Raw genomic sequence first — 22,047 nt, forward strand, 5'->3', positions numbered from 1 at the left:
TTTATTCTCTTGATAAAATAATCATAAGCAAGTTGGACTAAGTTTTTATTCATGAACAGAGATAGATAATTTATGATAAGAGGGATAGACGGTATAATTAAAGGGAGAAATACTATGGATGGTGCTGGGGTTAAACTTTACAGAGTGTTCGGTGGGCCAGATACAGTGGATCTGACAGATCCCTTCCTTTTGCTGGACTTCTTCGGTTCGAATAAGGTTGAGGAGTACATTAATGGGTTTCCGTGGCATCCACATAGAGGAATTGAGACTGTGACATTATTATTTGAGGGAAAAGTAGAACATCAAGATAGTTTAGGCAATAAGGGTACAATATATCCCGGTCAAGTTCAATGGATGACCGCAGGGAGTGGGATATTTCACCAAGAAATGCCAAAACCATTAGAGGGTACAGAAATACCTAAGTATAATCAAGATCCCTTCCTAGTAAGAGGATTACAATTGTGGGTAAACCTACCATCTTACAAGAAGATGACGCAACCAGTATATAGAGATGTCAAAAGTATTCCAAGAGAGAGGTTTGAGTTTGGAGAGGTATCGGTATTGGCTGGAGAGTTTGCTGGAATTGAGGGACCAGTTAAGGTTAAGAGCGATGTCGATCCCTCATATATTCATGTGAAATTAAATGGAGACATGAGACTAAAGGTAAAAGAAGGATATACAGTATTGGCCTACGTGGTTGATGGTACTGCTAGGTTTGCTCCTAATTCTCCAGAAATAGGAAAGGGTAATTTAGTGATCTTCACTAGGGAAGGAGATGAAATTAAAATTAGTGGGAACGCTAGCTTTATAGTACTGTCTGGAAGGCCTCTAAATGAACCAGTAGCGTGGTATGGACCAATAGTTATGAATACTGAAGATCAGATAATTGAAGCCTTCGAAGATTTGAGGAAGGGTACGTTCATAAGACATAGGGAAGTATTATATGAGTAATACCACGGGTAGGACTTAGTTTAGTTTTATTATTTTTCCTGAATAAATTAATGGGATATTCTTTCAAAATTTAGGGAATACGAAGAGTATTACGCTAGTTAAAAAAGATTCCTCTATTTCTATATGGGATTAAAGTTTAGTGATCTCGAAATACAAAATCTCTCAAAAGAAGACATTATAGAGAAGTTAAAGAATATGCAGAAAGTTAGAGGAGTTGAATTAGATCTTGAAGTTCAAAAAGGGAAGATAGGCGGTATAGAGATTTCACACTACTATTTCCATTAAGTTTATAGTCTAGTATTACTATGTAAAAACAATATGAAAATTACGTCTATTGCAATGACCTACGAAAGCATATGGATCCTACAACTAATCTCTCAATTTTCTTTATTAATCTAAGCTTATAAGTAACTTATTGATGGATGATGAGGTATAATAATTTTCTGGAAACACTAACGTCGATGACTTGTGCTAGATGCGGATACGTCAGGGAAGATTTAACTCTCTTCGACCGCGTGTTTGTTTGTCCTAAATGCGGTTGGATAGTAGACCGTGACTATAATGCTTCTCTCAACATCCTACACAGATCGGGGTCGGAACGACCCCTAGTGTGGAGCTCTGCCCTCTACCGCTGGCAAGGTGGGGGTATGAAGCAGGAAGCCCTGTCCGTTACGGTAGACCCAAAATCACCTCCATAAAAATAAATCTATAGTATTAATAAGTGTTTCCTCAAGATTAAATATAAAATCCTTTAGATCAGATAAATCGTCTAGAAAGCAGAGGATGAGCAGCAATCTAAACTCCTCTCTTGTCATGACGTTCTTAAACACGGTGTAAAGCGAGTAGAAGATCATGGCCAGCACGAAGATCAACTCGCGGAAGATGAACTTGGTGGAGCTCGTGAAGGGAAGGAAGGCCTTGATGTTCCTGTAAGACGTCTCAATGGGACTCCTAACCTTGTTGTACAACTTCAGCACTTCCCTCTTGGGTAGGTCGAGGTTGGTCGCCCTCGCGAAGTACACCACGGTCTTCTTCCTCTTCTTAACGATTTCCTTACCATACACCAGGAGTCTGAACTTGACCTGCTCTTCCTTCTTATGCCTCTTACTGTTTGTCGTGTACTCTCCGTCGAACTCCTCGTAGATCTTCACGTCCCCCACAGGGACTCCTATCACGAACTTGAACTGCGATATGAACTTGAGGACTTCCACGGTGTAGAATCCCGCGTCCAAGGTTACGAGCCCCACCTTGAAGCCCATTCCCACAATTTGCTCCATGAGAAGCTTCACGATCTCATCCTTGCTCATCCCGTTAACTTGGGGAACGAAAGCTAGGAGGAGCACCATATTCTGATACTTCGTGGTCGCGGTAGCGTAGTTCCACGAGTTCCCCTTGGCTGAACTACCCAGTCCCTCCACCGGCTTACCATACCACGTCTTGGTTGTCCAGTCTATGGAGATGTCGACTTCCTTCACTCCCTTGAGTATCTCCATGGAAATCCTCCTCATGGACTCTAATAGCTTCTCGATCACCTCAGTTCCCTGCTCCTCCACGTAGTTCCTCACGGTCTGTGGTGACACGTTATACCCTTTGGACTTGCTTTCCACGGAGTCGTTCCACAAGCACGCGGAGACCAGAACTCTCGATACCTCCTCCGCCTTTCTTCCCTTGAAGCTCAACATGGAAAGTAATTTATACCCTACTTGTTGTAGATTATTTTGGTGAGGAAGACCAGGTGTTATCACCTTGTCTTCACCACGTGATAATACCGGCTTCCTCACCTTAAATCTTTCTTCAATTAATTGCGTTCTTGTCAAAGCTATAAATTCTATTATTTTTCAGAATCTGATATTACCCAACCAAAATTATTTTTTGTAAAATGATTTTGGGTCTACCGGTTAGTGCAAGGTAGTTCACTAGTGCTTTCAGAAAGTTTATAGCTTTAGGCAAAGGATATACCACTAGATTATAGTCTAAGAACTTTTCCAAAATACTAACGTAGGTTATGGAAATAATGAGATATTACATAACATAAGTCTAGAAATAGCGGAAAAAGGAGTTTACGTGAGAGTGTCCGGAATGTAATTATCTGAACGAATAGATAAACAGAATGATAAATATTAATATTGCCAGAAGGGTAGGACCTGGATCACCGAGAAAAACTTTATAATGGAAAAATATCAAGACGAGAGGATTTACCTATCGCGCATAGCGTTGCTTGATCGCGAGGAGGCGCGTCTCAGAGCTGAACGGCTCTACGTCCTGGAGGAGTCCTCCGTTGGATCGCGAGGAACATCTTGATGTTGTAGATCACTCCCAGGACGTGAAGGAAGACGTCGTTCCTCCAGGTCGTGGTCCCGTAGGGCCTCCAGAACGCGTTCAGGTAGGTGCCGAAGAACTCCACGTGGGCCCTCAGGGTAGTGAAGGGCTTCTCCCGCGCTATGAGCTGTGTCGGGGAGGGAGAGAATCCCCTGTCCGCGATCTTAATCCCCTTGAGCGGTGACTTGAACCTCTTGTCCGAGAAGTTGGCCGGCTTCACCGTGATGGACCTCACGAAGAGGGAGACGGAGATCACGGCTATGGCCTTGAGCCCGTAGTGCGAGACCCCTCTCTTCTTGGTCCACCTTCCCTCGAACCTCCTCTTGGTTCTCCCCAGGGAGAGCAGCTTCCTGGCCCTCTCCAGGTTACCTTCCCTCCTCTCCAGCTCCGCCTTCTCCCGAAAGGTCTCCACGCTCCTCTTCCCAGGAGGTAAGTCCAGTAGGAAGGAGTCCACTAGCCACGCCATGAAGTCCACGAGATGCGCGCTCGCAGGGAGGTAACTGGGTAGGCACTTCTCCTCAAGCTTGAAGGAAATCTCCAACAACTTCTTCCTCACCCCGTACAACCTGCCCACGAAGTCGTGCAGCGTGCTCTTCCCCACCTTCCTCCCCACGAACCAGGCCACGACCACGTTCACGTTAACCATTTTCACCGCGTCCCTATAGGAGCAAGAGTAGAGCACCATGACGATTAACAACTTCAAGTAAACCAGCGCGCCCTCGCCCAGAACCCTCTCCAAATCCATGGCGTCCAGCACGGGCTTGATCTCCGTTAACCATTTTTCCCTCCACGGCATATCCTCTATTGGGGGAAGAGGGTAGTACATCAGGTTTGGTATGTGTCTTAATGTTCTTGCCATGGTACTACCCTCTACTCCCATAACTTAAGTGTTACTCCAATTTAATCCAAGATAATGCTAAAAACCAATTTATTCTTGCCAATAAAAATTCAATTTTTTACATTCCGGACACTCTCACGTAATACTGGGAAAAACGGTGCGGGAAAAACTACCTTACTAAGGACAATAGCCGGAATTCTGAAACCGATTAGGGGAGAGATTAAGGTTAACGGAAAAGTGGCTTATATTTCTCACTCTTATGGATTGCCTTAAGAGATGAAAGTTAGGGAGACGCTGGAGTTTTTCAGAAAGATATTACTGGGTGGAGACATAGAAAAAGTAATTAACGAATTAAATTTACAGGATATTCTGGATAATAGGATTAGTGACTTATCTGAAGGGCAGAAAGGAAGGATTTCGTTAGCTAAAGTATTCATGAGGGGAGGATAAATACGATTAGTAGTTTTAGGAAATTCCCTTATTATAAAAAGTCAAAATATTTATCCATGTATTTATAAATATCTTTCATTGTACTTCTTAATATTATAGCTTATCAATAAACATTTCTCATCTAACCAGGAAAGATTCGTTATATATTTTTAACGTAACGTAAAAGTGTAACGATTTTCCTATAAATGCTATACGATATATTCTTGTTAGACTAGCCTACTTCTGCATTAGATCCTATAATTTCCAGTGAAATTAGAAAGAAGATTGTGGACATTTCTAGGCAATAGTCCTATATGCTTCACACAATTTATATGAAGCTAAGGATATTGGAAACTATGTCATACTAATAGATAATGGTAAAGTCGTAAGATACAGTAAGATTATTGACATTAAGGTGAGGGAATACTTGATCGGAATAAGGTCTCCTCAAAACCTATCGGATATTTTAGACGGATATTATGAAGGTGAATATTTTATGATTAAACTTAATGACCCTTCGGAACTAAATAATATTTTGAAGAGAATACTAGAGAGGGGGATAGTTGTATATGAAGTTAAAGAACTGAAAAATCCTTTGGAAGATCTACTTAGGTGAGAGGCTTAATGATCTATGAATTCTTGAAAAGAGTATTAAGAGAAATAGGGGTACCACAGCGTATTATTTCGTGCTAGCCTTTCTTCTCTTTGGACTAGACATCTACATTTCAATAAGAATAGCTAAACTATACTTCTCTCCGTCTCTTTTAATGAACTATACAATTTCGCCACTAATTCTAGGGCTAGGACTATCTACACTAATAATATCCATGTTTAATGATGATAGACAGAGCGGATTAGTAGAATATCTTATTGCGGAGGGGTTTAAACCAAGCACTCTTTTCATTACCTACCTATATTACAATATTCCTTATCTTAGCCTTACCCATAGAATTCGTAATATCAGTTATATTAGGCGCTTGTTAAGTAACGTATACTATTCAATTTAATATTGATAAACGCTTTAGGAATAAGTTGGTTTGTAATTCCGACTTCTCTCTACATAACTTATTTTCAGAGGACTACTACTTCAAGTAGATACACATTAGGAACGTTTATCGGATATGGAATATTCTTCGTCTATCTTTTCTCACTTCAATTTATAACAAATAATTTGAGGGAGATAACTTCAGTCATGTTTTATATAGGATTAGCGTTTGTAATGTTATCAGCCATATTAACCTTCTCACTTCTCAATAAAATTCGTTCAGAAAAGTTATTACCTTAGTCACTAATTTCTAACCTTTTTATTAGCCAATACCGAAGTCCACCTTTGAGATAAAGAAGATTAGGCATTTATTACATACCATGAATATAAATTATATCCTAGATTAGCAACACCGTTAGTGTCATTAAACTCCATTCCAACTTGTATCGCATCTAAATAATATGTATTGGGATTGTATATTGAAACTCCAGCCTTTTCTAGATAAGATCCCATTTTCTTTAAAACATAAGCTATTGGTATTCCTATTTGACCTTCTAACTGTTTGGGAGATAAGAAGTATATTGATGTCCAACCGTTTGCTGATCCAGTTCTAGGTAAAACGTAAACTGACCACGTTAAATTCTCTATTGTACCATTAATTAATGTAGGAATTTGTATTGATCCCACACTGACCATGTAAGGATCTCCCTTAGTTATATTCTCCTGCCAATTCATCCAGATCATCACCTCGAAGTCCCCATATTGTAAATAAGTTATATTTGGATTTTGAGAAAGCCAAATGTCATATGAAAAATCATCAATAACTCCTACATTTTTATATACAGTGAAATTAAGAATAGATAAGAAATTTGGTAGGTTTGAGACTATCATTGGTAAAGACAAATAAGGACTCACCTCAGTTTTCCCGGCAAATGGAAACCATAACTCTTGGCCATACATTAATCCCGGGTAGCCATCAACAGATATAGAAGGAGTTATTTTCTTTATGTTAGACATATTCACATGGACATTGAGGTAGGGAGTAAAATTCATTATTACCTTGCCTTGACCAGACGCAATATTCCATAAAAATGGCGAAGCATACAAGGTTGCCACGTTATTATCCAGCAATGCCATCCCATATCTACTCTGACTTAAGTAGCTTCCAATCAATGAGAAACCAGATGCGAAAGTGGGAAATAGGATAATTGAAGCGTTTTGAGTATAAGTTGATGTAGAAGAAGTTTGAGGGGAAGAAGAGGTTGATGTAGAAGTTGGATAGGTGGGGGATGAAGATGAGCATGAAGTAGAAGACGTCATATTTCGGGGAAATGATGTAGAAGTTTGGGGAATTCTCTCGAAATAGGTAAACGATGAAGCTACTATAATCAGTATAATTATCATTATAGATATAACAATTATTTTTTTATCCATAATATATTTCCTTGAGGAGCATATTAAAGCTATCCATGTCCAAGTGAACTACCCCACCCTCACGGACAAGGTATCCTCACCTCGCGATTTCCTGCTTCTCTGAGCAACCTCTATCCCCCATAGTGGAGGTCCCATCGAACGAAACCGTTCTGTAATGCCCCGTATGAAGGAGGGGTTACGGAGGGTTTGCTCTCCACAAGCACTGAGGCAGTCCCGATCCCGCACTAGATCTTTCAGCCAAGGTCAGATTCATTTTATCACTTTTTTCACTAATAAACGCTTCTAGGGGCTATCCATCCCCACGGAAGGGTACTTTCCTCCTTAACCTATTTAGGTTAATTAGCTGGGGAGAGTAATATTCTCCTCAGCTGGGGAAACGTGGTCGACGGGATAAATGAAGCCAAGTCTTCGGGTACGGGCGTGACGAGCCCCTACAGTCAGACTGAACATTTGCAGGAAGTTGTATACTGCCTTAGCTAGAAAGTTGGCTAGGATAGTGTGGAGTGTTTGGTATAATAATGCGAGGTGAAGTGACCCTCCCCTTAATTACGCGGATTGAAAGAGTCGCGTGGCAATAGTAGCTTACACTATGCTCAAAATTCAACCGAAAGATTTATTACTAAACGCCCCCAACTGCTGTAATTTAGTTTTATTCGTTCTATAGTTTTACGTGAATCGGTGCAGGAGTATCAAATATTTTTAAATATCTGGAATCATTAATATTTATGAATGGTTCAAGACTTCTCTTGTCCCTTCTAAAGGATTACGATGTTGAACACATATTTGGTTTGCCTGGCGAATCATCAATATCGTTATATGATCAACTTAAGGAGGGGGAGATTCAGCATATAGTAACCAGAGATGAGAGGAATGCAGTATACATGGCAGACGCCTATGCCAAACTAACTTATAAACCTGGAATAGTAGAGGGACCCAGTGTAGGCTCCGTGTATATGCTGCCTGGCGTAGCCGAGGCATATAAGTCATCTACACCATTAATAGTAATAACTACCGATACACCATTATACGGAGAGAAGGAGAATTACTTGACAGCATTAGATCAGACTTCTCTTTTTAGACCGATAACTAAGGAGACTATAACAGTCTATAAGGTTGAGGAATTACCTCATGCTATAAGGAGGGCATTTAGATTAAGCACCAGTGGAAAACTAGGGCCAGTTCACCTAAGAATACCCTTAGAAGTTTTAGAGAGTGAATTAGAGGGTAATGTTAAAATTAAAGCCCAAAAGGAGTTCTCAAAATATCCAGCTCAAAGGCCTTTAGCGGATCGTGAAATGATCAAGAAAGCAGTAAAAATAATTTTGAAGAGTGAATTCCCAGTAATAATTTGCGGTCAAGGTGCCCTATACTCAATGGCGTGGGATGAGATAATCGAGTTAGCTGAATTACTTGGAATTCCAGTAGGGACTACAATAACTGGTAAGGGTTGTATGCAAGAAACACATCCCCTGTCGATCGGTGTAGTTGGTGGTAGGGGAGGGACAAGTTTTTCGAACAGTGTTGTAGACAAGTCAGATCTTATAATTCTCGTAGGAAGTAATACGGATTCAGCAAATACTTATAACTGGACTATACCATCTAGAGATAAAACCATAATCCATATTGACATTAGTGAGGAAGAGGCTGGGAATAATTACGAGAGCTTAAACCTAATAGGTGATGCTAAAGCTACATTAAGGGAAATAATTAATGAAATTAAAGGTAGTGGAGAAATTAGGAAAAAGAATATTGTTTTAGATAGAAGTGCGTTCGAAGAAAGGCTTAGTGAGGAGCGGAGAAATGTAGTAAACCCGCTACGTTTCATAAAGGAGCTTTGGAATTTGTCACAGGGAGAGGCAGTGTTGATAGCAGACCCCGGAGTTAGCTCAATTTATACTGCTGCTTTCTATAAGGCCAAGAGAGCCGGTAGGTATTTCGTTTTTAACTATGGTCTAGGTGGTCTTGGCTATTCAATTCCAGCATCCGTAGGTGCTTATTTTGCAAGGCCTAACTCTTTAATTTTCTCTCTTTCTGGAGATGGGAGTTTCGGCTTCTCAGCTGGTGAGCTAGAGACCATTAAGAGAGTTAGTGCTAACGTAGTTGTTATTCTCTTTAATAATGGAAGTTACGGTTGGATAAGGGCTGAGATGAGGGCTAGGGGTAAGGATATTGTTGGAACTGATTTTTCAAGTCCAGATTACGTCAAGATTGCGGAAGGGTATGGGCTATCAGGATATAGGATAACCACTGATGATGTGATATCCGATACGTTAAAGAGGGCGATAAAGAATACTCCTTCTTTAGTTGAGGTTATTGTTGAGCCGGAGGATAAGTTCGTTCCACCAGTTATGCCTTGGAGTAAGAGATTTATTTAAATTACATAAAATAAACGCTAAGAATTTTATAGCTGATTTTCTACAATTTGGTTCAAAATTTTTCTATTAGCAATATAAAAAAGATTTGGTTCATTTAGGCAAAAAGGAGTCAGATATGATCTTGGACCTTAAGGTATTTAACTTCACTAGGGGAGAGTGTTCTCATGCAGTCATCTTATTCGATATCATATAGTAAAACTATATCAAGTTTTCTCTGATATACTGTACTCCCTTCAAGTAAGCCTCATTTAAAGGGAGTTATCTCCCTTGAGAACACGTGAGAATACATGACATTCAACAAGGCCAAACAGTACCCCACATCCTCTCACTTCTACGGTGGCAGAAAATCACTGCCACGGTCCACTTTGTTAGAGGCGAGGCATGTGGTGCCTCTTCACTAGGCTGTAGACCGTAGTCAATGGCTTTCCCCAAATTTTATTCACCATTTAGCAAATCTCTTATTTTGCAGAACTGCTTTCTTCGTGTTTATCTATATTTTTTCGTAAATTTTTCTAACGTAGACTTATATATTAGATACGATGTTAGCCAAGTTATAGCAAATGTTCCTATGATTATGAATCCAATATTTTCCCAGTATATATTGCTAAGGAAGTTCACTTGATCCCAGAATGGTCCGGATAAGTTAAATTGACTTGTCACTAACCCTAATAACTCTATAGTACCAACAAGATACGATACAATAATCGATATTAAAGTCATTGTTAGATTATACCATAACTTCCTGACTGGATCAGTGAACGCCCAGCCATAAGCTCCATTCATGAAGAGACCATCAGTTGTATCTATTAATGTCATTCCTACTGTAAATAAGAATGGAAATACTAATAACGTATATAGCGGAACTTTTAGAAATATTCCAGCGGCTGCTGCAGAGATCGCAAGTAGTGCTGTTTCTGAAGCAGTATCAAATCCTAAACCGAATAGAAGACCAATTAAGTATAAATAATATTGGTTATTAACAATCTTAAATAACTTACTGAAGTACTTATTCATAAAGCCTCTCTGCATCAGAACCTCCTCAAGTTTTCCCTTATCCACTTCCCTTTTCTTCAAATAAGCCTTGTATAAACGATATATTTCTAAAAGAACCAGGAAATTAAGAAAACCTATAATATATAGGAAACTACCACTTACTAAAGTCCCTATAATACTACCAAGCTTCTCTAGAAATGGGAGTTGTGATACTATATACCTAGTAGAAACTATTAAACCCAATGATAATAATATTACAATAGTTGAATGCCCAAGCGAGAAGAATAGACCAGTAAATTGTGGGGGTTTACCCTCTTGTATTAACTTTCTGATCGAATTGTCTATTGCTGCCAAATGGTCAGCATCAACTGCATGTCTTAAACCCAGAAGGTATGACAAGATACCTAGGGTTAGGAAAGTTCCCACTATATGCTCCTCCTCTAAGCTCACTTTTACATTACTAACAACCCTTCCAGTGGTAAATAGCCAATAAAATAGTAATCCAGTTATAATGGCCTCCAATAAATAAAATATAACATACTTATTCCGATTCATGTATATAGATAGCTCTCTGCTTATTTAAACTTTACTACTTATTTCGTTACGGATTCATACCAAAAATTAACTTTTACTTAGTTATATATATATTAATATATATTAAAAAATATAGTATTGATTAGCCATATTGTCTTATCCATTCTGCAGGGAGTGTTCTCATGCAGTCATCTTATTTGAGAAGTATTAGTAAAAATGTATCAGACTAGAGGTTTTTATAATTAGCCGTTTGATCTGAAGATAGTTACGGGATTAGAAAGTGAAAGACTGACAGAAAAACTCATGTGCGAGGTTTTTGTGAGGGTTAGCAAGATGGACCTCTTAACCTATATATAGAACGCCCCTCGCACAATTAATACTTATGATTCTAAGAAATTTAAATCTTAAGCCAAGAAAGTACGAGCTAAAGGATATTGCACTAGCATTAGCAGCCTACTCCTTGGGAGTTCAAATCACGAAAACAAGAATCCCACCATCAACCCTATCTTGAGGAAAATAGGGATAAGGAGGAGAAGAGATCAGCATGACCATCATGTAACTCTAATAGAGTAGTGGAGAACGGTTCATCTAGAGGGAAAACTAAGTACAAGTACAAGACGTGTGGAAGGATATTTTACGACGCACTGGAGCACAGAATGGATAGGGAACAGAGGGAGAGAATCTTAAAGGAGTACTTAAACAAGATGAGCATGAGGGCAATATCCAGGGTTGAAGGTAAGTCATTAACTACGGAAGAGGTATACCACATAGGCCCTCGTTTTAACCAAGGCGTCTCGGTGACGCTTACTATGTTAATAACTATCATCAAGATACAAATGAATTGTGTTGTTTTTAATTCTATAAGGGGCTATTCATCCTCGCAGTAGGAGTCTTCTGTCCCTTACCTCTTAATATAAATTTTTCAATGTAAAATTAACCCTATTAGTTATTAAATATAGATCATTTGTTTAAACTCCTCTGTCTTCTAATGAGTATTTAGTCTAATATCAAAAAAGCTTTATTTGTGCAGAAAACAATTTAATACTATGCATGAATGGTCTATTGCCTACTCAATAGTTAAAACACTAACTGATAATTTTAACAAGAAAGTACTAAAAACTACATTAGTAATACCACATTTCTCATTTCTTGACTTAGAAATACTTAAGGATGCATTTAATGAATTAAAGAAAGAAAATGGAATTACTCAAGATGCTGAGCTCGAAATTAAAATAGCTAAGCCTAGGTTTAGATGTATGAATTGTAATAGGGAGTTCAGTCTGTCAGATGTTGAAAATCAACTAAGTAATGTTAGAAATCAATACGGTGAGGAATATCCTTTACACTTAATGCCAGAACTCTTCCCAACATTTTTAAAGTGCCCATATTGTGGTTCCCATGATATTGAAGCTAAGGGTCAAGAGATTTACATAGAGAATGTGGTGGAGGAAAGTGGATCCGTTGCGAGAACTAGCTAAGAGTAAGCTAAAAGGTAAGAAAGTTATTACGATAATGAGTAGTAAAGGCGGTGTCGGAAAAAGTGTAGTATCGGCCTTACTTTCACTTTCCTTAATATCATCTGTTACACTAATAGACATGGATATACATAGCATGGGAATAGCTAAGCTCTTTGGTATTGAGAATAGGAATCTAGAAGTATCAAAGGAGGGGATTGTACCAATAAAAATAAGAAACGTTAATCTAATCTCGCTTGCAAGTATTGTTAGAGATAGATATGTTATACTACCTGGTAGAAACCAAAGTAACGTTATGAGGGAATTGATAGCGTATTCGATAATAAATAGTGATTATGTCGTATTTGACTTACCACCAGGGTTGGGGGACGAGGTTCTAGTGTTGGAAGAGTTAACAGATTTTAAGCCAGTAGTAGTTACAACACCATCAAAGGTCTCAGTAAAGGTAGTTAAGAATTTGATAGAGTACATGAACGAGAGGGGAAAGAAATCATTGGTTGTAGTTAACATGTCTTACTTTAATTGTCATGGTGAAAGAGTATACCCATTTGGTTATTACGATGGCGAGGTAAACTTACCAATAGATCCTAACATAGAGGAATATATAGGTAAGATTCATGAATATTATGGAGAGGTGAAAAAGGTAATTGAGAAGGAGCTAATTCCTAAACTCGTTTTTTAAAAACTCCCTTATTTTCTCATAAGCCTCCACTTCAACGTTTGTAGCGTTTTTGAAAAGGCTTACATAAAAATCAATTGATAGATTTAAATTTAGATGTTTATTATAGCCTAATTTCTCTGCTTCAGATTTATATAGTACCAATGGAATGGACATATTTCTAAACCTCACTTTAGTATAAACGAAATCTACTATGTGATCTGTACCGCATTCTGCTATCAATTTCTTTTGGAATAGTTTAGAGGAAATATCATAGGGATTAATACCTATTACCTTCTCCTCACATAGATTATTAGTAATAGTTACGATAAGCTGTTCATTGACTACCTTCTCACTATGTACTATTAAATCCCACTCCTTTAAGGTCTTTATGACATAATAAGGTGCGATCGCAACACTTGGTTTTACTATTGAAATAATAAGATTACCAAATTTTATTTTACCATTAAATATCTGTGATAAGATTACCTCTGATGGTAAATTCTCGATTAGATATCTTGCGGTTGGAATACTGCTAATCAAAGATATTAATCTGTCATTTATAACCCAAAAATTGTAGTTCTCGATGACAAGTAAGTTATAGGGAATTTCACCAATGAGATTGACCATCTTGTCATCTTCACTGGTTAAGTCAATTATTATTCACCACCCCGTAAAGCTTTTTAATTGTATCGTCTACGGTGACTTCGATCCCAAAATTCTTTTTCAAAAATTCGGTCAATGATAAAACTATTTGATCTAGTTTTCTTCTCAACTCCTCTGATAGTCCTAGCTTTACATCTAAGACATAAGGCTTACAGCCCACTAAGTATACTTCTGGAGCATAGCCCATGATCTTAAGAGTTGTTAAAATACTTTGTATCCCTACACCATGTGACCCTGAATACTCAAAATCTAATACTGTAGAGGTCACCTCATCACTATCTATGTTAATGTCAATTCTACTTATATCGAAATCTTTATCCATCGCTACCGCATCAATTAAAATGATTATATCATAATCTTTAAGTACTTCCATAGCTGATGCTCCAGCTGCTCCAAGATCTATAACATCACATCCCTTGACATTTCCGTATAGGGCTTCTGCCATATATGATCCAAATCCATCATCACCCATTAGCCTATTTCCAACTCCTACTATTGCTATCCTTTTCATTTAAAAATCCCTCCAATACTTCTCACCTTCTGGAATAGGCTTCCAACTGGGCTTCTTTTGGGAATTCATTATCCTTCCGTGAAGTCTTACGAGCCTTGAGATCACTGGCATTAACTCCTCCCTCTCCTTAACTTGGTCTGTAATCAATCTACCTACTAAATCCCTCGCCTTCAGCAAGTTGTCTGTAACGTCCTTCCATAATCCCCAGTCAGCTGAAGTGAGTTCTATAATTTTATTCCCCTCAATATCGTATTTTAATAATAATGAGATCACATCTGATAAGTGTTTATCTAAAGCGAAATGAATCTGAAGCTTTGATAGTAATAAATCTTCCTCATTTAATGTAAACTCTGAGTTCCAATTAACTGGGATTACGTGGCTAAATCTCATTTCGTTGAAGTAATAAGCTCTTACCACTTTCTCTTCCTTGAAGAACATACTTACAATATTTCCTAGTGTTTTCTCGAGGTGAAAGTATGGAGTGTAATCTAGATTGTACATAACTTGTTTAAACTTTTCCCTATCTTCAGTTCTTACTATGAAATTAATGTCTTGAGGACCACTTCTTCTATACAACTTCATTATATCTGACGATAGTTTGTTATCCTTGACCTTATAGTAAACTGCGATGGATCCATAAAGTAAAGCAACTATCCCTTTCTCTTTACATTTCTCATATATTTTTTCAGCATCACTCAAATAATCATTAAACATCTTATTAACATCAATCTTTCTAAGTTGTGCATCAAATGGGGAAATTCCAGACATTATATTTACATATTATCTTAGTGATATATATTTTTACCTATATTTCTTTATGTTTTTACTTTATCTAATAATTTTTCTAATTCGTTTAATAAACTTATAATATCAATAAAATTCTGTGATCTCTTTATAATCCTTATATACTTGTCTATTTGGATAGTCGTGAAATTCCTATTCATCATTTTAAAATCTGGATCATTTGTAATTACAATTCCACAATTAGTGACACTACCAATTAATGGTAAAACGGAAGGTATCTGAAGTACTTTAGCAATATTAAAATCTCCCTCAACCTCTATATAAACCTCATAACTCCACACTATTTCATCCAATCTTAAAGAGTATCTAGCTTTAAGAAAATTTAATAGATCATTAACTAGTTTCTGAGACTCATCTCCAATAAACATGATCTGCTTTACGAAATTGCCACCTCTTTCATCTAATATTAGGTTAATCTTAACACCCCTAAAACTAAACTCTAAGGAACTTGTGTAAAAAAACGAATTAATAATTTCTCTAGGAATTGGTCTTAAAAAGGAAATTGTATAGACCATTTCCCTTATTTTCCTAGCCTTCTTAACACTTCCCTTTTCATCATTTCCTTGCATGTTTTACCCCACTTACTAATTTCTCCATCATTGTTCACAACTTCACATTCAATTACTATTAAATCTGGAGGTAAACTACCCATTACTCTAGCCATTTTAATAAAAGTATCAACATCCATGAAGTAAGCTTTCATTCCGCTATGAATTTCTAAAAAATCTGAAAAGGTGCTACCATTAAACTCTGGTCTATATACTCTTAACTCCTCCTTCCCTCTCTTTTCACTTGCTAATAGAATAAGATTATCTAGATTAAGTTGAAATAAAAAAGTAGATGCCTTAATTGCACCCAAACTTAAATCAATTACCTCAATACCCTCTAGTCTCATTTCTTCCATAACTAGCAATGGAATTTGATAATCTCCTTTATACCAATAACCTATTGCTGCGATTTTTGGCATTTATTGGCACCTTTAGGTTTTATTGTTTCTGCTAGCTTCCATAATATATTTTCTGGGTTTTCAATATTTAAGGGAGTCACATTGCACGCTAATGCTGCTAACCTTCTTGATTCGCTTATCCTAATGTTCCTATTCTCTTTTATTTCTAAATTGAGGTTATACTCCCTTAAAATCTCCTTTAGAATTGAAATTGAATCTTCTCTTTCCCTAATAACTGGGTAAATGAGTTCCTTAACACTTTGTTTAACATCTTCATCTAAAACTTTGGTTATATCACTAATCATCTTGTCGAATCCTAAAATACGAAGTAGAAAACCACTCATATCTTTATCCCCCTATCCAGTAGCTCAGTAAAGTAGATCACTTTGAAATCGGCTTGTTTATCCTTTACTGCATTCTCTAGTGACAACATACAGTTAGGATCAAATACTATTACGCTCTTCCCTCCCCATTTGGTTAGCTGAGAAACGACGTAATTTCTAACTCTCTTCAGAATATCCTTTTTCTCACCTATCAATTCTACATGATGAGTACACGTGTATAATTTATCTGAAGATGGCTTCTCCTTAGGCTCAATGAATTGCGGAGCTGTTAGCCTTAATATCTCTCTAGGTGGCTCCTCAATACCACCCAGTCTACTGAGGAATTCTGAGTAGTGGACACTAGTAGGCGCTACTATATCAGCCTTTTCTAACTTTACTTTACCTTGCTTATACATGTCATACACAGTTTTGGTTAAATGTTCAACTTCTATTGGAGGAGTCTCCTTAATGCTCTTTGGACCTTGCCATCTTAGCCAGAAATACCCCATACCATCTGTGGTGATTATCTTTTTAACATTTAGTTTCATAGCAGTTTCATAAATTCTAACTAATATACCTCTGGCAGTCTCAAAGTCACCCATAAGATATGCGTAATATCCTGGATCACTAATTTCAGAGCTTACAGTTACGCTGAGTTTTAGTTTACTTAAAACGCTTACGGTATTAGCCAAAACGTTAGTGTTTTGAATCTCCAAGGGTGAAGGAACATATAGTATTTCACTGTCCTTTTTATCTATATTAAAGCCTACCTTACTTGCTACTTCACCCCAATTTTCTATTCCAAATGCGTTTCCTTTTTCTTTAGAATTAATAATTAACTTCTCTGCACTTTCATAATTAAATCCAGAATAGTGAAGAATCCTCCTCATTATTATAGCAGTATACCAATTTGGTACCTCCATTGGAGATGTATATGTACACGCTCCACATGCAGTACAATCATATGCAGATTCAGTCCAATGTTTAAATTCATTTCCACTTATTCTTCTAAGCCTTAAATATCTAGCAACAATGCCATAACCAGTGTAAAACATTGAATATATTTTATTAATTTCATACGTTCTCCAGGCTGGCACATCATAAAATTTCTTAGTTTCCTGCCAAAATGGGCATGAATAACTACAAATCCCACATCTCATACAATTCTCTATTCCCATTACATCTGATGGAGTAAACTCATCAAAAGTCTTAGATGCTAATTTTCTATTTATTTCAACCTTTCCCTTACTCAACCTAAATCCCCCACATTTAAACTCTTCTTTTACCATATACACTACCTGCAAATCCCTTCTGCACATAATACCAGAACATATGGAATGCCTTACTAAATGGCGTATATCCTATGAATATTCCAATTAACGCTATGTGTAAACCATACCAGTTGGCTTGATTAGGTATACCTAGATATGGAAATCCCCAATCATATGCTGCCCCTAGACCAGTGATCATTATGGCTGCTAATAATATTAAGAAAACGTAATCACCAACACTGCTAATCATTCTATGTCTGGTAGTATCATCAACTATTCTAGTAGCTAAATAACCTACTAAACCCGCTAATGCTAGCAAGGTCATAAAACTTCCATTAACTATTACTGATAATACACCCCATGGCGAAATTGTATTCGTTGCTACTTGAGCGGAATTCCAGGCTCCAACTGGATTCATTATTCCTCCTTGAGAATATGAATTTGGACCAAGTATTCCTATCTGATACCCTGAGGTAAATGACTCTGGTACTGATGCAGGCATCAACCAACCAAGAATATTCTGAAGTCCGGTAAGTTCGCTATATATGTAGTTCCACGCTATAATGTGAATACCTACAACTATGATTAGACCTAATATGAAGATGTGGTTAAATATTGTCTCTAAGATCAATAATGGATCATTTTTAGCGGCTCTACCGAATGGTCTAGGAATCGCACTAACCGCTTCCTTAAATTCAGTAGCAAATCCAGCTTGTCCCTTTGTCGCGGCTCTTGAAAATAAAAATTCCCTAGCTATCCTATAAATAGCACCGAAAACAAAAAATATAATACCTATAGGGAAAATGACATCTAAGCCCCACCAATACAGACTTAATGGAGTCGCTGGACCACCATTTGCTCCTATTGCAGCATGGACTACTATCAATTACTTCACCCTCATTGCAAACTTATAGAATGCCTTTATGGATTCACTTAAATCTATAGGAGCTCCTAAGGTGATATATCTAACTTTACCGTTTGGCAAAACTACGTGAACCCCACAAACGAAGCATGGGTCGAATGATCTTAGTGTTGCTGCAAATTCAAACCCATCCCATTGCTCTAATGGTGTTACTGTTAATTTTGGTATACCATTAATGTTATACCCTTGATTTCCTTGGATAACTTCCTCAAAAGTTCCAGCACCTCCATTTTTAGCCAATAATGAAAATGGTTGTATTTCCCCTATAACATCTTGATAAGAGTTAACAACCCTAGGACCAGCATTTACTGTTGTTGGTTGTTGCTGCTGCGGGTTTATTGTAGGAACTGTGGGACCACTGCCTAAGGCTATAACTTCTGAGTGCCACTGTGCTCCTCTAGGTGCCTCTTTAAGGCCAACTCCTAGTGCAACATCCGTATTAGTATTCTTCTTATAGGTCCAATCATACTGGTTACCTCTACTAACTGCAGTTTGTCCTTGAGTCAGATACTTTACTGCAGCAAACCAAGCTATCCATCCACCAGCACCTTCTAAAGCCACAGCGTGAGCTCTAGCTCTCATTCTTTCCACAGCATTGGTAGTCACATTTATAGTACCGTTAGATAGCTTAGATGATAAGGCCCATGGTGAAACATACTTTATGTCTATCTCACCTTGTAGTTCTGGCGGTAATATTATCCTAGAAGAAACGGTTTGCGGTAAGTTCCATATTACTGATTGCTCATTACTATTATAATTGATTTCTATACCCGCAACTGAATATGTTGAAGTGTAAATTGGATCCGGACCTTGTGGCTGCAATACTTGAACCCACATAACAGCTTGCGGATCTGCCTCAACATTGAAGAAGGAGTTCATAGTAGGTTTATGCCCAGAATATGGTACTATTCTCGGCGATACTGCCCAGCTATACTTATTCTGTGAATTTCCGCTTCCAAATGGATAGCCCCTAGCTAATGGCATTGGTATTGTCCATTTCTTCCATGGATGATAATTACTTACTGGATTTCCTATTGGATCTTGCGAGATTCCAGAAACCTCTGACGGAACTTGAGGGTTGTTTACCCAATCCTCATAAAACGAAGACTCGATAAATTGTCTCATTCCTAGATTTATATCAATTAGACTATTAGTTACCAGTTGTGGGGGTGAATTTGGGCTTGTTTGTATTACCAGTCCAGGTTTAACTACTCTAGCCCTTCCCCATGCTCCCATGTTTTCATATGTAGCGTCATATTCCATAACTGAAGTTGATGAGGGGGTCACTGAGGGAGGTTCAGCTACATCACTTTGGCCATAGCATAAATAATTTCCTGGCCTATTACCCATTTCAGCAAAGCCTAAATTATTATATTTGTCGTAATACGCTTGTACACCGAAAGCGTTACCATAATCGGTTAAGAATAGATTTAACACTTCCCAATACGCTACTTGCTTCTTTAAGTATGCTGTTCCATCTACTAATCTTTGTAAGTACTGTTGTAGGTTTTCTACAGTAGCAGGGACTCCTATCCCACCTGGAACCATGGTTATAGGATGCGGGACTCTTAAATAGTATAATAGCTCAGCTTCATGAAATATTCTCCACACATATGCACCTTCCAACCATATCGCACCGATGATTGGAACTAGACCATCCATTATATCAGCCACTGTTCTCATGGTTACTCCGCTAAACTTTAGCTCGCTAGGAGCTCCATTTGGAAATGCTTCAGAATACTCTAAAACCTTGCTTATTGGTGTTTGTTGTGCTAATTGGTAAATTTCTGGTGGATAATAGCCTGCAATCTTAAAGAATAGTGAACTCCAATCTGGTCCACCTAAAGCTGTTAAATGTGCAGTGTGATCATACATCATTGCAGCATCATTAGCTAACATGATAGTCTCTAGTCCTAACGGTGGTGGAGCATAACCGCCCATTGCCATTTCTTGCGCTATTCTCTCTATGAACTGATGATGTTCTCCACATATTCCACACTCTCTGGATGATAACATTATGACATCTGGTGCTGGTTTATTCCTCATGAAGATCTCGAATCCTCTAAACATTCCTGCTCCAGCATATGCTTCTACAGCCCTGACTTGATTTTGACCTTCTATATTTACGCTTACTTGAATCCCTAACTCTGGCTTTATTCTAACTATGGGCTCTATTACAACTGGCTTTGTCCAATCATATTTAAATAGGTATGAAGAGGCCATTTTAACTCACCTCCTTAGCTTTTGGAATTATGGGTTTACCTCTTCTCCTAGATAAATAATAAGAACCTACACCCACCACTATTCCGGCACCTACAGCTGCAGCTAGTAATGTTGTTGAAGGTAGAGTTGGTGCATTTGGTGGTGCATAGAATGGTTCATATAAATCTGGAAACCCTGGGGCAGTACAAGCGATACATACTCCACCTCTAGTGCATCCTCCTACACCACCGACCCAACCTAAAAGTGGGGCGGGACTATTAGCTTCAGTACCCTTACATCCTAGGCTATAAGTACATTGAGGGTCTCCGAAATTCTTAGCAAATATGCCTTGTGCGAAGAATCCAGCTCTTGGACAATTCTGATGGGTTTCATTTCCGTAAAAGTATTTTGGTCTATTGAAAACATCTAGAGATTCTGACGGTGCGGGACCTAATCCTCTGGCATATAGTACTCCAGCTACTAATGTTCTCATAATCCAATCCCCGGCAGGTGGATCAGCTGCGATTGCAACAATTGGTTGTTTTAACGTACTTAACCAATGATAACTTGGTCCGGGATATGCCGTATTATATGGCGAATTGGTAACAGCATATATATCTTCATCAATTACTTGCTCTCCTCTGAAGTAACCTAAACCTTTCTGATATACTTCATGTATATATGCAGGGAAACCTAAAATTCCCCTATAGGGATCATCTAGCATTCCCATAGTATATGTGGGACTTCTCTGTCCTAATCCATTTGTAGTGGAAGGTATTCCCCCATATGTTGCACAAGCACCGGTAGCATAAACTAGAGCTGCTCTCTTCATTAGATTAAATACGAACTCGTCACATAATAGTACATGACCGCTAGGTGTTCTGCCGGCAGAACACCAGAAGGAGTCCTTGGGTTTTTGATAATATAGTCCAAATTCATCAAACATCGTACCCTCAACAACTAATACATAGGGGTCGAAAACCCCAGCTAATGCAGCCTCCATAGTAGGATAGGCCATATCATCTTGTGGCATAAGTATTGGGTGATAAACTAGATTTACGTTCCCTAGATTTGCTATTGACGGAGCTCTTAATGTTATTGGTTGTAGATTTATTGTTACTTGCGTTATCACATCTTCTACAGCAGGGTTCATTGCATCTATAAACGCTATTGTGTTTCCTCCACACCATCCGTTCCCTGTCCATATCACGTTTATTGGATCTGCTAAAGAATCGCTAGCCATATTAAATAGATCTTTCCAAGTTAATCCCTTCTCCATCATCCAAGCTGTTAATCCTGTAATACCCGCTAGTTTCATGAAATCTCGTCTGCTTATTCCCACCTTTATTTGTCTAGGTTTAGGATCTTTCACTCTACTCCCCTTTATTAGGTATATTAAAGTATACCATGT

The 22,047-nt window shown here is 38.0% G+C and carries 21 protein-coding genes and 4 pseudogenes; 10 read left to right on the plus strand and 15 right to left on the minus strand.

Annotated features, from left to right (window positions below; genetic code table 11):
- The first annotated feature begins 72 nt into the window (after positions 1-72).
- The 3 genes and pseudogenes from SSOP1_RS06180 to SSOP1_RS16270 form a co-directional block, all read left to right on the plus strand.
- Positions 73-951 (plus strand): pirin family protein, encoded by an 879-nt coding sequence (locus SSOP1_RS06180; protein WP_014511633.1) that lies wholly within the window; start codon positions 73-75, stop codon positions 949-951.
- A 123-nt stretch (positions 952-1,074) separates the two neighbouring features.
- Positions 1,075-1,236: a hypothetical protein gene (locus SSOP1_RS17380; protein ID WP_009992454.1), complete on the plus strand. Its 162-nt coding sequence runs from the start codon at positions 1,075-1,077 to the stop codon at positions 1,234-1,236.
- 170 nt (positions 1,237-1,406) lie between these two features.
- Positions 1,407-1,663, plus strand: a pseudogene (locus SSOP1_RS16270) (zinc ribbon domain-containing protein); the annotation flags it as partial.
- Here the strand turns inward: SSOP1_RS16270 and SSOP1_RS06185 are convergent.
- Together SSOP1_RS06185 and SSOP1_RS06190 are read right to left on the minus strand one after the other, a co-directional pair.
- A complete protein-coding gene (locus tag SSOP1_RS06185; RefSeq protein WP_164497324.1) occupies positions 1,638-2,696 on the minus strand; it encodes an ISH3 family transposase in 1,059 nt (352 codons plus the stop codon). The pseudogene SSOP1_RS16270 and the gene SSOP1_RS06185 overlap by 26 nt on opposite strands.
- 494 nt (positions 2,697-3,190) lie before the next feature.
- On the minus strand, positions 3,191-4,150 hold the full coding sequence (locus SSOP1_RS06190) for an IS5-like element ISC1234 family transposase (RefSeq protein ID WP_010923364.1): 960 nt from the start codon (positions 4,148-4,150) through the stop codon (positions 3,191-3,193).
- 33 nt (positions 4,151-4,183) lie between these two features.
- On the opposite strand from SSOP1_RS06190, the pseudogene SSOP1_RS18040 reads away from it, so the two are divergent.
- The 3 genes and pseudogenes from SSOP1_RS18040 to SSOP1_RS16275 all read left to right on the plus strand — a co-directional run bounded on the left by SSOP1_RS18040 (position 4,184) and on the right by SSOP1_RS16275 (position 5,822).
- Positions 4,184-4,558 (plus strand): annotated as a pseudogene (locus tag SSOP1_RS18040) (ABC transporter ATP-binding protein).
- A gap of 665 nt (positions 4,559-5,223) precedes the next feature.
- Complete coding sequence (locus tag SSOP1_RS16900; RefSeq protein ID WP_158011696.1) at positions 5,224-5,544, plus strand: hypothetical protein; 321 nt, start codon at positions 5,224-5,226, stop codon at positions 5,542-5,544.
- 2 nt (positions 5,545-5,546) lie between these two features.
- Complete coding sequence (locus SSOP1_RS16275; protein ID WP_081225711.1) at positions 5,547-5,822, plus strand: hypothetical protein; 276 nt, start codon at positions 5,547-5,549, stop codon at positions 5,820-5,822.
- Between the two features lie 60 nt (positions 5,823-5,882).
- On the opposite strand, the gene SSOP1_RS06210 is transcribed toward SSOP1_RS16275, so the two are convergent.
- Positions 5,883-6,956 (minus strand): GH12 family glycosyl hydrolase domain-containing protein, encoded by a 1,074-nt coding sequence (locus tag SSOP1_RS06210; RefSeq protein ID WP_063492739.1) that lies wholly within the window; start codon positions 6,954-6,956, stop codon positions 5,883-5,885.
- A gap of 725 nt (positions 6,957-7,681) precedes the next feature.
- On the opposite strand from SSOP1_RS06210, the gene SSOP1_RS06215 reads away from it, so the two are divergent.
- Positions 7,682-9,331, plus strand: a complete 1,650-nt coding sequence (locus SSOP1_RS06215; protein ID WP_063492740.1) for a thiamine pyrophosphate-binding protein — start codon at positions 7,682-7,684, stop codon at positions 9,329-9,331.
- Between the two features lie 198 nt (positions 9,332-9,529).
- On the opposite strand, the pseudogene SSOP1_RS16905 reads toward SSOP1_RS06215, so the two are convergent.
- Positions 9,530-9,644: pseudogene (locus SSOP1_RS16905) on the minus strand (IS1 family transposase); the annotation flags it as partial.
- 173 nt (positions 9,645-9,817) lie between these two features.
- A complete protein-coding gene (locus SSOP1_RS06220) occupies positions 9,818-10,879 on the minus strand; it encodes a HoxN/HupN/NixA family nickel/cobalt transporter (RefSeq protein ID WP_063492741.1) in 1,062 nt (353 codons plus the stop codon).
- A 361-nt stretch (positions 10,880-11,240) separates the two neighbouring features.
- Here SSOP1_RS06220 and SSOP1_RS06225 point away from each other — a divergent pair.
- The 3 genes and pseudogenes from SSOP1_RS06225 to SSOP1_RS06235 form a co-directional block, all read left to right on the plus strand.
- Positions 11,241-11,610, plus strand: a pseudogene (locus SSOP1_RS06225) (IS1 family transposase); the annotation flags it as partial.
- Positions 11,611-11,904: 294 nt separating this feature from the next.
- Positions 11,905-12,336, plus strand: a complete 432-nt coding sequence (locus tag SSOP1_RS06230; RefSeq protein WP_063492742.1) for a hydrogenase maturation nickel metallochaperone HypA/HybF — start codon at positions 11,905-11,907, stop codon at positions 12,334-12,336.
- Complete coding sequence (locus SSOP1_RS06235) at positions 12,296-13,015, plus strand: P-loop NTPase (RefSeq protein ID WP_063492743.1); 720 nt, start codon at positions 12,296-12,298, stop codon at positions 13,013-13,015. The genes SSOP1_RS06230 and SSOP1_RS06235 overlap by 41 nt, the downstream gene beginning before the upstream one ends.
- Here the strand turns inward: SSOP1_RS06235 and SSOP1_RS06240 are convergent.
- Genes SSOP1_RS06240 through SSOP1_RS06285 form a run of 10 tightly spaced genes read right to left on the minus strand, consistent with a single transcriptional unit; the run spans position 12,992 to position 22,008 of the window.
- The gene (locus SSOP1_RS06240) at positions 12,992-13,621 is read right to left on the minus strand and encodes a hypothetical protein (RefSeq protein WP_063492744.1); all 630 of its coding nucleotides are present in this window, start codon (positions 13,619-13,621) and stop codon (positions 12,992-12,994) included. The two genes, SSOP1_RS06235 and SSOP1_RS06240, sit on opposite strands and share 24 nt — an antisense overlap.
- A gap of 22 nt (positions 13,622-13,643) precedes the next feature.
- Positions 13,644-14,168, minus strand: a complete 525-nt coding sequence (locus tag SSOP1_RS06245; protein ID WP_063492745.1) for a hydrogenase maturation protease — start codon at positions 14,166-14,168, stop codon at positions 13,644-13,646.
- Positions 14,169-14,936: a nucleotidyltransferase family protein gene (locus SSOP1_RS06250; RefSeq protein WP_063492746.1), complete on the minus strand. Its 768-nt coding sequence runs from the start codon at positions 14,934-14,936 to the stop codon at positions 14,169-14,171.
- A gap of 47 nt (positions 14,937-14,983) precedes the next feature.
- Positions 14,984-15,541 (minus strand): hypothetical protein, encoded by a 558-nt coding sequence (locus SSOP1_RS06255; RefSeq protein WP_063492747.1) that lies wholly within the window; start codon positions 15,539-15,541, stop codon positions 14,984-14,986.
- A complete protein-coding gene (locus tag SSOP1_RS06260) occupies positions 15,493-15,939 on the minus strand; it encodes a hypothetical protein (RefSeq protein ID WP_063492748.1) in 447 nt (148 codons plus the stop codon). The genes SSOP1_RS06255 and SSOP1_RS06260 overlap by 49 nt, the downstream gene beginning before the upstream one ends.
- Positions 15,918-16,262, minus strand: a complete 345-nt coding sequence (locus SSOP1_RS06265) for a hypothetical protein (RefSeq protein WP_063492749.1) — start codon at positions 16,260-16,262, stop codon at positions 15,918-15,920. Before SSOP1_RS06265 ends, SSOP1_RS06260 begins: the two co-directional genes overlap by 22 nt.
- Complete coding sequence (locus SSOP1_RS06270) at positions 16,259-17,530, minus strand: (Fe-S)-binding protein (RefSeq protein ID WP_063492750.1); 1,272 nt, start codon at positions 17,528-17,530, stop codon at positions 16,259-16,261. The genes SSOP1_RS06265 and SSOP1_RS06270 overlap by 4 nt, the downstream gene beginning before the upstream one ends.
- Positions 17,511-18,398, minus strand: a complete 888-nt coding sequence (locus SSOP1_RS06275; RefSeq protein ID WP_063492751.1) for a hypothetical protein — start codon at positions 18,396-18,398, stop codon at positions 17,511-17,513. Before SSOP1_RS06275 ends, SSOP1_RS06270 begins: the two co-directional genes overlap by 20 nt.
- A complete protein-coding gene (locus SSOP1_RS06280) occupies positions 18,399-20,657 on the minus strand; it encodes a nickel-dependent hydrogenase large subunit (protein WP_063492752.1) in 2,259 nt (752 codons plus the stop codon).
- Between the two features lies 1 nt (position 20,658).
- Positions 20,659-22,008: an NADH-quinone oxidoreductase subunit B family protein gene (locus SSOP1_RS06285; protein WP_063492753.1), complete on the minus strand. Its 1,350-nt coding sequence runs from the start codon at positions 22,006-22,008 to the stop codon at positions 20,659-20,661.
- Between the last annotated feature and the right edge of the window lie 39 nt (positions 22,009-22,047).

It is taken from the genome of Saccharolobus solfataricus (genome assembly GCF_900079115.1).
GTDB classification, from domain to species: domain Archaea; phylum Thermoproteota; class Thermoprotei_A; order Sulfolobales; family Sulfolobaceae; genus Saccharolobus; species Saccharolobus solfataricus.